This window comes from Paracoccus sp. PAMC 22219, assembly GCF_000787695.1.
Taxonomy (GTDB): domain Bacteria; phylum Pseudomonadota; class Alphaproteobacteria; order Rhodobacterales; family Rhodobacteraceae; genus Paracoccus.
Genome location: NZ_BBPH01000042.1, coordinates 1 through 15,165, shown reverse-complemented (window position 1 = coordinate 15,165; position 15,165 = coordinate 1). Strand labels below are relative to the sequence as shown.

15 protein-coding genes are annotated in these 15,165 nt (G+C 66.5%); 11 read left to right on the top strand and 4 right to left on the bottom strand.

The annotated features are described in order from the left end of the window. The 10 genes from TY51_RS06155 to xylA form a co-directional block, all read left to right on the top strand. Window positions 1-537, top strand: a 537-nt coding sequence (locus TY51_RS06155) for a substrate-binding domain-containing protein (protein ID WP_042247262.1), incomplete at its 5' end; no start/stop codon positions are given. A 118-nt stretch (window positions 538-655) separates the two neighbouring features. Beyond that, entirely contained in the window at window positions 656-1,099 is a 444-nt protein-coding gene (locus TY51_RS23955; protein WP_197054662.1) for an ABC transporter substrate-binding protein, read from the top strand. Then, the gene (locus TY51_RS06150; RefSeq protein WP_197054661.1) at window positions 1,015-1,917 is read left to right on the top strand and encodes an ABC transporter substrate-binding protein; all 903 of its coding nucleotides are present in this window, start codon (window positions 1,015-1,017) and stop codon (window positions 1,915-1,917) included. The genes TY51_RS23955 and TY51_RS06150 overlap by 85 nt, the downstream gene beginning before the upstream one ends. 59 nt (window positions 1,918-1,976) lie before the next feature. After that, window positions 1,977-2,900, top strand: coding sequence for a carbohydrate ABC transporter permease (locus tag TY51_RS06145; protein WP_042247254.1), 924 nt, complete (start codon window positions 1,977-1,979; stop codon window positions 2,898-2,900). Continuing rightward, on the top strand, window positions 2,897-3,727 hold the full coding sequence (locus tag TY51_RS06140; RefSeq protein WP_042247252.1) for a carbohydrate ABC transporter permease: 831 nt from the start codon (window positions 2,897-2,899) through the stop codon (window positions 3,725-3,727). The genes TY51_RS06145 and TY51_RS06140 overlap by 4 nt, the downstream gene beginning before the upstream one ends. A gap of 4 nt (window positions 3,728-3,731) precedes the next feature. After that, on the top strand, window positions 3,732-5,369 hold the full coding sequence (locus tag TY51_RS06135) for a glycoside hydrolase family 43 protein (RefSeq protein ID WP_042247249.1): 1,638 nt from the start codon (window positions 3,732-3,734) through the stop codon (window positions 5,367-5,369). Continuing rightward, a complete protein-coding gene (locus TY51_RS06130) occupies window positions 5,362-6,372 on the top strand; it encodes an ABC transporter ATP-binding protein (RefSeq protein ID WP_042247246.1) in 1,011 nt (336 codons plus the stop codon). The genes TY51_RS06135 and TY51_RS06130 overlap by 8 nt, the downstream gene beginning before the upstream one ends. Then, window positions 6,369-7,466, top strand: coding sequence for a Gfo/Idh/MocA family protein (locus tag TY51_RS06125; protein WP_042247243.1), 1,098 nt, complete (start codon window positions 6,369-6,371; stop codon window positions 7,464-7,466). The genes TY51_RS06130 and TY51_RS06125 overlap by 4 nt, the downstream gene beginning before the upstream one ends. Beyond that, complete coding sequence (locus TY51_RS06120) at window positions 7,463-8,107, top strand: ThuA domain-containing protein (RefSeq protein ID WP_042247241.1); 645 nt, start codon at window positions 7,463-7,465, stop codon at window positions 8,105-8,107. The genes TY51_RS06125 and TY51_RS06120 overlap by 4 nt, the downstream gene beginning before the upstream one ends. Window positions 8,108-8,135: 28 nt before the next feature. Then, window positions 8,136-9,437 (top strand): xylose isomerase, encoded by a 1,302-nt coding sequence (gene xylA, locus TY51_RS06115; RefSeq protein ID WP_042247239.1) that lies wholly within the window; start codon window positions 8,136-8,138, stop codon window positions 9,435-9,437. Between the two features lie 441 nt (window positions 9,438-9,878). Here xylA and TY51_RS21750 read toward each other — a convergent pair whose 3' ends face one another. Next, window positions 9,879-10,106 (bottom strand): hypothetical protein, encoded by a 228-nt coding sequence (locus TY51_RS21750; RefSeq protein WP_197054660.1) that lies wholly within the window; start codon window positions 10,104-10,106, stop codon window positions 9,879-9,881. An 8-nt stretch (window positions 10,107-10,114) separates the two neighbouring features. On the opposite strand from TY51_RS21750, the gene TY51_RS06105 reads away from it, so the two are divergent. Next, window positions 10,115-12,478: an efflux RND transporter permease subunit gene (locus tag TY51_RS06105; protein WP_052649863.1), complete on the top strand. Its 2,364-nt coding sequence runs from the start codon at window positions 10,115-10,117 to the stop codon at window positions 12,476-12,478. Between the two features lie 5 nt (window positions 12,479-12,483). Here TY51_RS06105 and radC read toward each other — a convergent pair whose 3' ends face one another. From radC to TY51_RS06090, 3 genes are all read right to left on the bottom strand, one after another. Then, complete coding sequence (radC, locus tag TY51_RS06100) at window positions 12,484-13,401, bottom strand: DNA repair protein RadC (protein WP_231558931.1); 918 nt, start codon at window positions 13,399-13,401, stop codon at window positions 12,484-12,486. Window positions 13,402-13,638: 237 nt separating this feature from the next. Next, complete coding sequence (gene ccoS / locus TY51_RS06095) at window positions 13,639-13,809, bottom strand: cbb3-type cytochrome oxidase assembly protein CcoS (RefSeq protein WP_042247233.1); 171 nt, start codon at window positions 13,807-13,809, stop codon at window positions 13,639-13,641. 1 nt (window position 13,810) lies between these two features. Continuing rightward, on the bottom strand, window positions 13,811-15,165 hold a 1,355-nt coding region (locus TY51_RS06090), incomplete at its 5' end, for a heavy metal translocating P-type ATPase (protein ID WP_042247231.1).

Sequence of the window (15,165 nt, the reverse complement as noted above, 5' to 3'; positions counted from 1 at the left end):
TTCGTGGGCATCGACAACGTGCAGGCCGGGCGCACGGCGGCCAGCCTGCTGGGGCGGTTCTGCCGGGGGCGGACGGGCAGCATCGTGATGGTGGCCGGATCGATGCTGGTGCGCGATCACGCCGAGCGCCGGCTTGGGTTCGAACAGGTCCTGTGCCAGGAATACCCCGAACAGACCATCCTGCCCCCGCTGGAGGGCTTTGACGACCAGGAGATCGTGGCCGCGCGGCTGTCCGAACTTCTGGCGCGGACATCGGATGTTGTGGGCATCTACAGCCTTGGGGCCGGAACGCGCGGCGTCGCCCGGGCGATGGCGCAGATACGGTCCGATGCCCCGTCGGTGGTCGTGCACGAGCTGACCCCGCATTCGCGTCAGGCGCTGCTGGACGGCACGTTCGACGCGGTGATCCACCAGGACCCGGTGCGCGAGATCTCGGCCGCGGTGGGACTGCTGCAATCGCTGATCGGTGGCGAGGCGATCGACTCGGACGCTGCACGGATCGGCATCGAGGTCTATCTGCGCGACAACCTTCCCTGACAGAACACCCCTTTCGGAAACGGTTGCCTGATGGGTTATTCTGACGTACGTATGTCATTAATGACGAATCTTCGTCAGAGTGCCGCCGGTTGAGGAGCTGGCGAGAGGGAGGACCACCATGACATACCCGACAGCGGCCTTGGCCGCCGCCCTTGCCATCATCAGCGGTCAGGCCGCCCTGGCCCAGACCGAGATCACCGTCCTGCGGGTCGCCGTCAACGACGAGCAGGAGGCGTATCTGGAGCAGATCGCCACCGCGTTCGAGGCGCAGAACGAGGGCGTGACCGTCAGTTTCGAATATGTTGCTAACGAGGCGTACAAGTCGCGCCTGCCGACGCTGCTGCAATCCGATGCGCGGCCTGACATCTTCTACAGCTGGGGCGGCCAGACCGTCGTCGAGCAGGTTCAGGCCGGGTTCCTTCAGCCCATCGACGCCCTGCTGCCCGAGGCTTTGCCGACACCATCCCCGAAGCGGGCATGCAGGCCTATTCCGTGGAGGGCCAGCTGTACGGCCTGCCGCAATACGCGACCGAGGTCGTGTTCTGGACCAACACCGCCCTGACCGAACAGGCAGGCGTGGACATCGCTGCCATCGCCACCTGGGACGATTTCCTAAGCGCGGTTCAGACGCTGAAGGATGCCGGCGTCACCCCCATCGTGGCGGGTGGCCAGGACAAGTGGCCGCTGCATTTCTACTGGAGCTACCTGGCCCTGCGCGAGGGTGGCCCCACCGTCGTCACCGATGCCATGGCCGGAGAGAACGGCGGCTTTGAATCCGAGGCGTTCATCGCCGCCGGTCGCCAGTTCCAGCGCCTGACCGAGCTGGAGCCGTTCCAGTCCGGCTACATCAGCACCACCTATGAAACCGCCAGCGGGATGTTCGCTGACGGGGCAGGGGCGTTCCACCTGATGGGCGATTGGGACTATCTGCCGATGCGCGAGCGTTCGACCAGCGGCGAGGGGCTGCCGGACGACCGGCTGGCGATCCTCAGCTTTCCAGCGGTCGCAGAGCCGGTGGCCGAGGGTGGCGCGGACGCGACGCTTGGCGGCATCAATGGTTGGGCCGTCAGCAACAGCGCGGAACCCGAGGCGGTGCAGTTCCTGGCCTTCATGATGAACGCCGAAAACCAGCGCGAGGCCGGGCGGCAGGAGCTGTTCATTCCCATCGCCGAAGGCAGCGCCGACCAGATGGAGAACCCGTTCTACATCGAGGTCGCCGATCACATCACCGCCAGCAGCTATCACCAGATCTTCCTGGATCAGTTCCTCGGAGCCTCGGTCGGGGCCACCATCAACGACATCTCGGCCGACCTGGCGCAGGGCGTGATCACCCCCGAGGATGCCGCGGCGCAGGTCCAGGAATCCTGGGACTTTCGCTGAACCCTGATGGCGGGCGCCGCACCGCCCGCCACTTGCCCCCCAAACAACAGGAGCGTGGCATGACCACCGCCGCCGCCAGGCGAATGCCTGTCTCTGTCCGCATGCGCCGTGCCGTCACGAACGGCCGCGTCACCGCGGTGCTGATCTTGCTGCCCCCGGCCCTGATCCTGTTCACGCTGTTCGTGATGCTGCCTCTGGGCGAATCCGCCTGGTATTCGTTCTTCAACTGGAACGGCTATGGTGCGCCCAGCAACTATGTCGGGCTGGAGAATTATGAACGGATCCTGAACCATTCGGTGTTCCACATCGCGGTGGGCAACACTGTCAAGATCGTCGCCATCTCTCTGCTGATCCAGATGCCGCTGGCGCTGCTTCTGGCACTGCTGATCTACAAGAAGACGCCGACCAACGCGGTGTTCCGGCTGATATTCTTTCTGCCCTATATCCTGGCCGAGGTCGCCGCCGGCCTGATCTGGAGCTTTGTCTTCGACGGCAACTACGGCGTCACGGCCTCCATCGCGGCCGGACTGGGCCTGGAGAACGTGTTCATCCTGTCGGACCCGGACTGGGCCTTCGCGGCGATCATGACGGTGATCGTGTGGAAATATTTCGGCTTTCACATGATGATCTACATCGCCGCCCTGCAAAGCGTGCCCCAGGATCAGATCGAGGCCGCCCGGATCGAGGGGGCCCGCCGCCTGCAGGTCATCCGCTACGTCCAGATCCCGTCGATCAAGCCCGCCATCGTCGTCAGCGCCTTCTTTGCCATCATCGGCGCGCTGCAGGTCTTTGACGTGATCATTCCGCTGACCAATGGCGGGCCGTCGAACCAGACCCATACCATCGTGACCTATCTGTACACCTTCGGGCTGACCCGCCTGAACATCGGGTTCGGCAGCGCGGTGGGAGTGATCCTGTTCGTGGGCGCGGTCACGGTCGCGCTGTTCTATCAGCGCATCTTCATGAAGAGGGCACAGGGATGACCCGCGGACATCTGGCGCGCAACCTGTTCCGGCTGGCGTTCCTGTGCATCGTGGCCAGCTTTGTTCTGGCGCCGATGCTGGCCACCGTGCTGGGCGGGTTCAAGACCAACGCCGAGATCCGCACCAACGCGCTTGGCCTGCCCGCGATGTGGGACACGCAGTTCTATGGCGCGATCATGTCGGACCCGGCCTTCTGGCGCTATCTGGGCAATTCGCTGGTGATCTCCATCGGCTCGGTGGTGCTGACGCTGATCGTGGGGGCGGCCGCGGCTTATGTGTTCGCGCAGATCACGTTCTTCGGCTCGCGGATGCTGTTTTCCTATGTGCTGCTGGGGCTGATGTTCCCCTTTGCCACCGCGATCCTGCCCTTGTTCATCAAGGTCCGCGACATCGGCCTGCTGGACACGTGGTGGGCGGTGATCCTGCCGCAGACGGCTTTCAGCCTGTCGCTGGCGATCCTGCTGTTCCGCACCTTCTTCGCCCAGCTTCCCAAGGAGTTGTTCGAGGCCGCCTATATCGACGGCTGCGGCTATGTGCGGTTCTTCTGGCGCTTCACGCTTCCTTTGTCGGCGCCGATCCTGGCGACGGTGGGCACCTTCGTCTTTGTCCAAAGCTGGAACAATTTCCTGCTGCCGCTGGTGGTGTTGAATTCGCGTGATGTCTTCACCTGGCCCCTGGGGATGATGCAGTTCCGGGGCGAATACGTGACGCAGTGGAACCTGACGCTGGCCTTCGTGACGCTGACGATCCTGCCCGCGATCGTCTTTTTCCTCGCCGCCCAGAAATACATCGTCGCCGGCCTGACCGGTGGCGCCGTCAAAGGATGACGACATGACCCTGATCCAGAACCCGATCCTGCCCGGTTTCAACCCCGACCCGTCCATCGTCCGGGTGGGCGACGATTACTACATCGCGACCTCGACCTTCGAATGGTATCCGGGCGTGCAGATCCACCATTCACGCGACTTGGCCCACTGGCGGCTGGTCACCCGCCCGCTGGACCGGGCGGCGCAGCTGGACCTGCGCGGCGATCCCGACAGCGGCGGGGTCTGGGCACCCTGCCTGACCCATGCGGACGGGCTGTTCTGGCTGATCTATACGGATGTGAAACGCCGCGACGGCGCGTGGAAGGACAGCCACAACTATCTGGTGACCGCACCATCCATCGACGGCCCGTGGTCGGACCCGGTCTATCTGAACTCGTCCGGGTTCGATCCGTCCCTGTTCCATGATGCGGACGGGCGCAAATGGTTGATGAACATGATCTGGGACCACAACCAGACGGGCGGCGATCGGTTCGGCGGCATCGTCATGCAGGAATACTCGGTCGCGGAGGCCGCGCTGGTCGGTCCCGTCCGAAACATCTATCGCGGCACCGACCTCAAGCTGACCGAGGGGCCACATCTGTATCGCCGCGACGGCTGGTATTACCTGCTGACCGCCGAAGGGGGCACCGGCTATGACCACGCCGTGACCATGGCGCGGTCGCGCGACCTGTTCGGCCCCTATGAGACCGACCCCGCCAAGCACATCCTGACCGCGCGCGGCACCGACGGGTTGCTGCAGCGCACCGGTCACGCCGATATCGTCGAGACGCAGGACGGCCAGCACTACATGGTGCATCTGTGCTCGCGCCCGCTGCCGGAAACGCGGGCGCTGCCGGTGGGGCAGGGCGGCATCCACGCCGATGACGTCCGCCGCTCCCCCCTGGGGCGCGAAACCGCGATCCAGAAGCTGATCTGGGAGAAGGAGCAGTTCCCCCGCCTAGCCCATGGCGGCAACGCGCCCGCCGACACCGCGCCCTGCGATCTGCCCGACCATCCGTTCGACCCGGAACCCGCGCTGACACGGTTCGATGGCGACCGGCTGCCGCCCGCGTTCCAATGGCTGCGCACGCCGCATCCCGACCGGCTGTTTTCCATGACCGCACGCCCCGACGCCCTGCGCCTGTTCGGGCGTGAATCGCCGGGGTCGCAGTTCGATCATGCGCTGGTCGCGCGCCGCCAGACGCATCTGTCCTTTGCGGCGGAAACCGCAATCGATGTGACCCCCGGGGATTATCAGCATTTCGCGGGGCTGATCGCCTGGTATGGCCGGTTCAAGTTCCACTATCTGGCCATCACCGCGACCGAGGATGGCAGCCGGGTGCTGACGGTCTACAGCTGCGCCGCCGACTGGCCCGACGCCCGCGTCACCTATCCGATCACGCCGATCCCGCTGGCCGAGGGGCCCGTGCATCTGGGCTGCGACGTGGACGGCGCGTCGCTGCGGTTCCGCTATCGGACCGATGGCGACTGGATTGATCTGGGCATCGTGCTGGATCAATCCGCCATCTCGGACGAGGCCGGGAACGGTCCCGGCAACAATTTCACCGGCGCCTTCGTGGGGGTCTGCGCGCATGACACCTCGGGGCGCGGGCGGCACGCCGATGTGCTGTCCTTTCGATACGAGGGGCGCGATCATGGCTGAGGTGCGGCTGGAGAATATCAGCAAATCATTCGGCGGGCTGACCGTGCTGCCCGACCTGAACCTGACCGTCCCCGAGGGGTCGTTCACCGTGCTGGTCGGCCCATCGGGCTGCGGCAAGTCCACGCTGCTGCGCATCATCTCGGGCCTGGAGATGCCCACGGGCGGGGCCGTCCGCATCGGCGGGCAGGACGTGACCTTTGACGAGCCATCGAAACGCGGCATCTCGATGGTGTTCCAGTCCTATGCGCTTTATCCGCACATGACGGTCGCGCAGAACATCGATTTCGGCCTGCGCCTCGCCAAGATGCCTGCCCCCGAACGCCAGGCCCGCGTGGCCGAGGCTGCCCGCATCCTGGCCCTGACCGACTATCTTGACCGCAAGCCCAGCCAGTTGTCGGGTGGTCAGCGCCAGCGCGTGGCCATCGGGCGGTCCATCGTGCGCCAGCCCAAGGTGTTCCTGTTCGACGAGCCGCTGTCCAACCTGGACGCCGCCCTGCGCACCCAGATGCGGGTCGAACTGGCGCAGCTGCACCAGTCGCTGGACGCCACGATGATCTATGTCACCCACGATCAGGTCGAGGCGATGACCCTGGCCGACCAGATCGTCGTGATGAACGCCGGCCGGATCGAGCAGGTGGGCGCGCCCATGGACCTCTATGACCGGCCACAGACGGTGTTCGTGGCGGGGTTCATCGGCTCTCCGCGCATGAACCTGCTGCCGGGCACGTCCATCGGGCGCGATGACGTGGCAACGGTGGGCATCCGCCCGGAACATATCGCGGTGTCGGACCACACTGGTGACTGGCCCGCCACGGCCCAGGTCGTCGAGACGCTTGGCGCCGACACGGTCGTGCACGCCCATGTGGCGGGCACCGGCGACGTCACCGTCCGCCTGCCCGGCGACCGCCGCCTGCGCGCGGGCGCCACGTTGTTCCTGACCCCGGAACGTCAGCATCTGCACCCGTTCGACGCCGCAGGCCAGCGCATGGAGGACATCGCATGACGCCTCTGGGCATCGGGATCATCGGCTGCGGTGTGATCAGCGACATCTATCTGAAGAACGCCGCGCGCTTTCCGCAGCTGGCCCTGCGCGCGGTGGCCGACCTGCGCCTTGAGGCGGCAGAGGCCAGGGCGCAGGCCCATGGCATCGACGCGCTGACCCCCGACGCGCTGCTGGCGCGCGACGACATCGACATCGTGGTGAACCTGACCGTGCCCGCGGCCCATCTGGAGGTCGGCCTGGCGGCGCTGCGCGCGGGCAAGCATGTCTATTCCGAAAAGCCCCTGGCCGTCAGCATGTCCGAGGCACGGCAGCTGGCCGATCTGGCCGCCGCGCGCGGTCTGCGCATCGGCTGCGCGCCCGACACCTTTCTGGGCGGCGCGCATCAGACCGCGCGCGCGCTGGTCGATGCGGGCGCCATCGGGCGACCGGTTGCGGGAACCGCCACGCTGATGCTGGCGGGGCATGAACGCTGGCACCCGAACCCCGACTTCTACTATCGGGGGCCGGGGGCGGGGCCGCTGTTCGACATGGGCCCCTATTACATCACCGCGATGGTCAACCTTCTGGGTCCAGTGCGACAGGTCAGCGCCATGGCCGCGCGCACCCATGACAGCCGCATCATCGCCACCGGCCCCCGCGCGGGCCAGCCCGTCGCCGTGGACGCACAGACCCATGTCGCGGGGGTGCTGGGCTTTGCATCGGGTGCGCTGGTCCAGATCGTGACCAGCTTTGACGTGCGCGCGCATACGCACAGCCCGCTGGAACTGTACGGCACCCAGGCCTCGCTGCTGATCCCCGATCCGAACCGCTTCGACGGCGCGGTGATGCTGTCGCATGCCGACGGCTGGCAGGCGCAGCCCCTGACCCATGCCCATGGCGACGACAACTATCGCGGCCTCGGGCTTGCCGACATGGCCCAGGCCATCGCCCATGACCGCCCGCATCGTGTCAGCGGCGATCTGGCGCTGCATGTCCTCGACGTGATCGAGACCCTGCTGGAGGCGGCCCGAACCGGCCACACCCTGACCCTTTCCACGGAATGCGCGCGCCCCGACGCGGTCGCGCCCCAGACACCCGCACCGGAGGCCGTATGACCAGGACCGCATTGATCTTCTGGGGAGGATGGGCGGGGCACGAGCCCCAGGCCTGCGCCGCCCGCCTGTCCGACATTCTGACCCAGGACGGCTTTGCCGTGGACAGCCGGCCCGGCACCGATGTGCTGGCCCAGGGCGATCTGGGCCGCTTCGACCTGATCGTGCCGATGATGACCCAGGCCGAGGTCGCCCCCGACGCGCTGACCAATCTGATCGCCGCCGTCGAGGCCGGGACCGGGCTTGCGGGTTTTCACGGCGGCATGGGCGACACGTTCCGTGCCCAGCCCGCGTATCAGTTCATGACCGGCGGCCAGTGGGTCGCGCATCCCGGCGACTTTTTGGACTATCGCGTGCAGATCACCGCGCCCGATGACCCGATCATGCAGGGTGTGGGGGATTTCGACTACCATTCGGAACAGTACTACCTGCATGTCGATCCCGGGATCGAGGTGCTGGCGACCACCACATTCGACGGCACGCACGCGCCTTGGACCAAAGGGACGGTGATGCCTGTGGTGTGGAAACACCGCCATGGCGCCGGGCGGGTCTTCTATTCCGCACTGGGCCACAACGCCGCTGAACTGGACCATCCGCAGGCGCAGACGATCCTGCGGCGCGGGCTTTCCTGGGCTGCGCGCTGACCGAAAACCAACCTGCAAGGGATCCCAAATGACCGGATATTTCAAGGATATCGCCCCCATCCGCTATGCCGGACCGGACAGCGACGACGAATTCGCCTATCGCCATTACGACCCCGACGAGGTCGTGATGGGCAAGCGGATGGAGGACCACCTGCGCCTGGCCGTCGCCTATTGGCACAGCCTGGCCTATGAGGGCGCCGACCCGTTCGGCGGGCGCACCTATGATCGTCCGTGGTATGGCGACACGATGGACGCCGCGAGGGCCAAGGCCGATGCGGCCTTCGATCTGTTCGCGATCCTGGGCCAGCCGTTCTTCTGTTTTCACGACGCCGATGTGCGTCCCGAAGGCGACAGCTTCGCTGAAAGCCGCCGAAATCTGGACGCGATCTGCGACGTGTTCGCGGCCAAGATGGAAAAGACCGGCACCAAGCTGCTGTGGGGCACGGCCAACATGTTCAGCCACCGCCGCTGGATGGCCGGTGCCGCGACCAATCCTGACCCCGAGATGTTCGCCTATGCCGCGGCCACCGTGAAGGCCTGCATGGATGTCACACACCGTCTGGACGGCCAGAATTACGTGCTGTGGGGCGGCCGCGAGGGCTACGAGACGCTGCTGAACACCGATCTGGGCCGCGAGGCCGAGCAGGCAGGACGGTTCCTGACCAAGGTGGTCGAATACAAGCACAAGATCGGCTTCAAGGGTGCGATCCTGATCGAGCCCAAGCCCCAGGAGCCGGCCAAGCATCAGTATGATTTCGACGTGGCGACGGTTTACGGCTTTCTCAAGCGCTTCGGGCTAGAGAACGAGGTCAAGCTGAACATCGAACAGGGCCACGCGATCCTGGCCGGGCATTCGTTCGAACACGAACTGGCACTGGCGGCTTCGCTGGACATGCTGGGGTCGATCGACATGAACCGAAACGACTATCAGTCGGGCTGGGACACCGACCAGTTCCCCAACAACGTGCCCGAGACCGCGCTGGCCTATTACGAGGTTCTGCGCGCGGGCGGCTTCACCACCGGCGGCACGAATTTCGACGCCCGTGTGCGACGTCAGTCGCTGGACCCCGAGGACCTGGTGCTGGCCCATGTCGGCGCCATCGACGTCTGCGCGCGTGGCCTGAAGGCCGCTGCCGCGATGCTGGAGGATGGTGGGCTGGAACGAATGCGCGCACAGCGCTATGCCGGATGGGACCGCCCCGAGGCGCGGGCCATGCTGAACGAGTCGTTGGACAGCATCGCCGCCCGGGTCGAGGCGGACAACCTCGACCCCCAACCCGTGTCCGGTAGGCAGGAGCGGTTGGAGACCTGGGTCAACCGCTTCGTCTGACGCATGGCAGCGGCGGGACCGAGGGTTCCGCCGCCTTCGTCCGCGGAGATGCCGCAGTTGGCGAGAGCAGGAGAGGGCGTTCAAACCGCATCCCCCTAGTTTGACGAAGCAGCGGCCCTTCGAGGTGGAGCAAATAATAATGCAAACGTAGAGGCATTGCGACTAAGTCTGGTTCAGACCTTGGTTCATCCCATCATGCTCAAGACAGGCGTCCCTGTGCATGCACAATGGCATTCTGGCCGGGGCCTGCACGATTGTGATCGCCGTCGGCATCCGCACGGCGATTGGCCCGGTCGTCTGCTGCGTCCCTATAATGAATGCAGCCGCGGCCGAAGATCGATGTTTCACCTCGTCCAACGGCACCCGCTGAACCGATCGCGATTCTTGAGCATCGCGGCAGCCGGAAACACGAGCGCCATCGAAACCGTGGATGGCTTAGCCTCAATGGCAGGTGCGGTCACGTCCTGCGACATTCCATGTGGGATACGGTTTGCACAGCCGCAGGATCAGTCCAAACGGGCGGCCGCGTCGGTGAATCTCGCGCTGGCCGATCAGCTTGCGGCGCAGGCCGAGATTGATGATCACGCCTTCCTCGTCCCCTTTTGCCAGCGCAGTGGCGTTGACCGAGAGGTGGATTGGAAGGCGGATCAAGCGCTTTGATGTGGTCAAGACCCTCAGTGACCCGTCGCGGATCGGTCTCACGTTCAATCTGCCTGATCCTGCGGGCCGATTTTCAGTCGGCTGTCGGGCTGTCGGTCCTGCGCCAGTCGCAATCGAACACCATCGAGATCTCGGCCGAGGTCGAGGCGATGCTGCCCGAGCTGCGCCAGACCCTGCCGCCCGGCACCGAACTGACCGTGTCCAGCGACGACGCCGTGTTCATCCGCGCCTCGATCCGCGAGGTGCTGGTCACGCTGGCCATCACCACGGCGCTTGTGGTGGCGGTCATCGCCCTGTTCCTGGGCTCGCTGCGCGCGACGCTGGTGCCCGCCGTGACGATCCAGGTCGCCGTCGTGGGCGCCTGCGCGGGGCTGGCGCTGTTCGGCTTTTCGATCAACATCCTGACGCTCTTCGCGCTGATCCTGGCCATCGGCCTGGTCGTCGACGACGCCATCGTGGTCCTGGAGAACGTCCAGCGCCGGGTCGAGAACGGCGAGGCGCCGCTGGCGGCCGCAGCCAACGGATCGCGGCAGGTGACCTTTGCGGTCATCGCCACCACGGCCGTCCTGGTGTCGGTCTTCATCCCGATCTCCCTGCTGGAGGGCGAGGCCGGGCGGCTGTTCACCGAATTCGGCATCACGCTGTCCGTCGCGGTGATCGTGTCCAGTTTCGTGGCCCTGTCGCTGTGCCCGCTGCTGGCGTCGCGACTGCTGCGCAAGGACCAGAAGCCGGGATGGTTCGGGCGGCTGCTGGACCGGTTCTTTGGCGCGGTCGAGGGCGGGTTCCGCAGGGTTCTGGGCATCGTGCTGGCCCTGCCTTGGCTGGTCCTGGGCGTGGTGGCCTTCCTGGGCGCGCTGTCTTGGCCGCTGTTCGACCGCCTGCCGTCCGAACTGACCCCGGAGGAGGATCGCGGCCTGTTCTTCGTCAATATCGACGGGCCGCTTGGCGTCAATCTGGGCTATACCGATGCCGTCGTGGCGGAGGTCGAGGCGATCCTGCAGCCGCTGATGGACGAGGGGGTGGCCACCGGCGTCACCGCGATCATCGGGCGCTATGGCGATCTGAACAGCGCCTTCGTGATCGTGCGGCTGGCCGAATGGGATCAGCGGACGGAATCGCAGTTCGACATCATCGGGCGGATCGAACCGGCGCTGAACCGGATCAGCGCCGCCGACATCCGCGTGGACAGCCCCGCGGGCCTGGGCCTGCGCGGGGCGGGCAGCCCGTTGCAGGTGCAGGTCGGCGGCCCGGACCGGGCCGACGTGATCGAATGGGCCACGACGCTGCAACGCGCGATGGAGGGCAACGACCGACTGACCAACGTCCAGAACCAGTACGAGCCGAACCAGCCCGGCTATCGCGTGACGGTCGATCGCGACCGCGTACGCGACCTGGGCCTTGACGCCGCGGACGTCTCCGAGGCCCTGCAGGTGCTGTTCGCGTCGGCCGAGGTCAGCGAGTTCACCGAGGATGGCCGCCAATACCCGGTGATCGTGCAGGCCGAGGATGCCGACCGCGTCTCGGCACAGGACATCGCGGCCAGCTTCATCCGCGCCGATTCTGGTCAGCTGGTGCCCCTGGCGGGGCTGGTCACCATCGAGGACGACGCAGGGCCCCCCGCGCTCTACCGGTTCGACCGCCTGCCGTCGATCGAGCTGTCCGCCGGTCTGGCCGACGGCTATGATCTGGGCAGCGCGGTCGCCTTCATCCAGGACGCGGCGGCGGAGGAACTGCCCGTCGAGGCCACGATGACGCTGGACGGCCAGGCGCGCGAGCTGCAGGATTCGTCGGGCGCGCTGTTCTTCGCCTTCGGGCTGGCGATCCTGATCGTGTTCCTGGTGCTTGCGGCCCAGTTCGAAAGCTTCATCCATCCGCTGATCATCATCCTGCCCATCCCCCTTGGGGTGACCGGGGCACTGGGAACGCTGATGCTGACAGGACAGTCGCTGAACATCTACAGCCAGGTCGGCATGGTGCTGCTGATCGGGCTGATGGCCAAGAACGGCATCCTGATCGTCGAGTTCGCCAACCAGCTGCGCGACGAGGGCAGGAACGTCCGCGACGCCGCCATCGAGGGCGCGACCTCGCGTCTGCGCGCGATCATGATGACGGTGGTGTCCACCCTGCTGGGCGCGGTGCCCCTGGTGCTGGCCAGCGGCGCAGGCGCGGAAAGCCGCGTGGCGATCGGCCTGGTGATCCTGGGCGGCCTGGCCTTCTCCACCGTGCTGATCGTGGTCCTGATCCCGCTCCTCTATACCCTTCTCGCCCCCCTCACCTCCCGCAAGGAAAGGCCAGCGACGAACTGGACAACGCTCTCAAACAGACGGAAAACGGATGAACACGGTCAGGGTGTGACCCGGCGCGTCAGACGATCCCGCTGAGGGGGCTAAAGCAGACCCTCCTCGCGGAACGAGATCTCTGAGTCCTTGCCGATGACCACATGGTCGTGAACCGACACGTCAATCGCCTCGCAGGCCGCCGCGACCCTGCCGGTCATGGTGATATCCTCGTCGCTCGGGGTCGGGTCCCCGGACGGGTGGTTGTGGACCAGGATGACCGCGCTTGCGTTCAGCTCCAACGCGCGCTTGGCCACCTCGCGCGGATAGACCGGGACATGGCCCACCGTGCCGCTGCCGAGCGCCTCGTCCGCGATGATCGTGTTCTTGCGGTCCAGGAACAGCACACGGAACTGCTCTGTCTCGCGATAGGCCATGCAGGTCCGGCAATAGGATATCAGCGCCTGCCACGACGACAGAACCTCGCGCTGCAGAACCCTGGACTGCGCCATCCGCTGCGCAAAGGCATCGACCAACCGCAGCTGCAGAAAGACCCAACGGTCTGCGCCGTCGACCTGGCGGATGCGGTGTTCGGAGGCCGCGACGACCCCGTTCAGATCCCCGAATGTCGCCAGAAGCCGCTTGGCCAAGGGCTTCACGTCGATCTTGGGAACGGCATTGAACAGCAGCAGCTCCAGCAGTTCGTAGTCGGGCATGGGGCCATGACCGCCGTCCAGAAACCGGGTCCGCAGACGTTCGCGGTGTCCCCAGTAATGCGGCCGGGCAGTGCCGTCAGTCCCCGTGACCAACCCGCCTCCTGCGGCGGCTTCCGGCTGCAACCGGTCGGTCATGCGGAACGACCGGGCATAGGCGCGTTCGGTCACGACCTCCGGCGGCGGCAGGCGCGCCTCCAGATCGGCCAGTCCCTTGAGCGCCTCCTCGGAGAATCCGGCCGACGGCTGGATCATGTCATGCGCGTCGGCCTCGCCAAGGGCATGCGCCTTGCCACCGATCAGACCCCGGTTCATGGTCAGCTCTCCGCGATTGGACCCAATGTACTGTTGGTCGGTCCGACCTTCCGGCGCCGACCCTCAAAGGCCCACCTTGCGGAAATAAGGTAAATGAACCGTTAACGGGTGCGACGTGCTGCGCCGGGCGCGCCGTTTTTCCGCACTTCCCACAGCACTGACAGCAGAGCCGTCACACTGTGGCGTCCGGTCCTATGCAATCCGGACAGTCACCGTGGCACGCCGGAGGACCAGACATCACGGTCCGTCAGGTGGCCGGGGCGTGTCGTCCCAGTTCGGGCTGAGGATGCGCCGCGCGTCGCCTTCGGGATCGTCGTACTGGCCCTGCCTCAGCGCCCAGATGAAGGCCAGCAGCCCAAGCCCCCCCAGGGAGAGCGAGATCGGGATCAGCCATGTCAGGACGTCCATGCTATCTGATCCTCATGGCGTTCAGCGATACTGTGATGGACGAGGTCGACATGGCGATCGCCGCCATCAGGGGTGTCGCGAACCCGGCCAGGGCAAAGGGAACCGCCACCACGTTATAGGCGATCGAGATCGCGAAATTCTGCCGCATGCGCCGGGTGGCGATGCGCGCGATGCGCACCGCATCGGCCACAGGTGACAGGTCGCTGCCCAGCAGCACGATGTCGGACGCTGCGCGCGCCGCATCCAGCGCCGATGCCGGCGCGATCGACACATGCGCCCCCGCCAGTGCCGCGGTGTCGTTCAGGCCGTCGCCCACCATCAGCACACGGTGCCCCTGCGCGGTCAGGGCGGCGACGCGGTCGGCCTTGTCGCGGGGGCCAAGGCGGGCGATGCTTTCGGGCACTGCCAGCCGCGCGGCCAAGTCCGCCACCGGTGCGGGCGTATCGCCCGACATCAGGATCACCCGCAGGCCAAGCGCCTTGAGCCCCGCCACCGCCTCGGCCGCGCCGGGGCGCAGGCGGTCGGCAAAGCCGAACGTGACCGGGTTCTGCGCGCCGATCTGCAAGCAGGTGGCGGTGATCACGGCTTCGGGGGCGCCGACCCAATCGGCGCGGCCCAGCCTGACGGTCTGACCCTGCCACTGTCCCTCGATCCCCGCGCCGGGATGTTCGGTGATCGCGTCCACCGGGGCGGGTGCGATCCCCGCCGCCCGGCAGGCCGCCGCCAGCGATTGCGCCAGCGGGTGCGCCGACCCGTCGGCCAGCGCCAGCGCCACCGCCAGATGCGCCGGATCATGCGCCTGCAGGTCCAGAACCTCGGGGGTGCCCAGGGTCAGCGTGCCGGTCTTGTCAAAGACCACGCAGTCGACTTCCGCCAGCCGTTCCAGTGCGGTTCCGCTTTTGATCAGCATGCCGCGCCGGAACAGGCGCCCGCTGGCCGCGGTCACCACCGCTGGCACCGCCAGCCCAAGCGCGCAGGGGCATGTGATGATCAGCACCGCCGCGGCGATGTTGATGGCCAGCCGCGCGTCGCCCGTCGCGGACAGCCAGCCCAGAAACGCCCCCGCCGCCAGCAGATGCACCGACGGCGAATAGAGGCGCGATGCCCGGTCCGCCAGCGAGGTATAGCGGGTGCGCGCGGCCTCGGCCACGGCGACCAGTTCCGCCATCCGCGCCAGCGAGCTGTTGCGCCCGGCATGGGTCACCAGCAGGGTCAGCGGCCCGGTCAGGTTCGTCTCTCCGGCGGCGACCACATCGCCCGGCTTGGCCAGGACGGGCTGGCTTTCCCCGGTCAGGATGGCACGGTCCAGCTCGCTGCGGCCGCGCGCCACGACGCCGTCGACCGGCATGCGCCCGC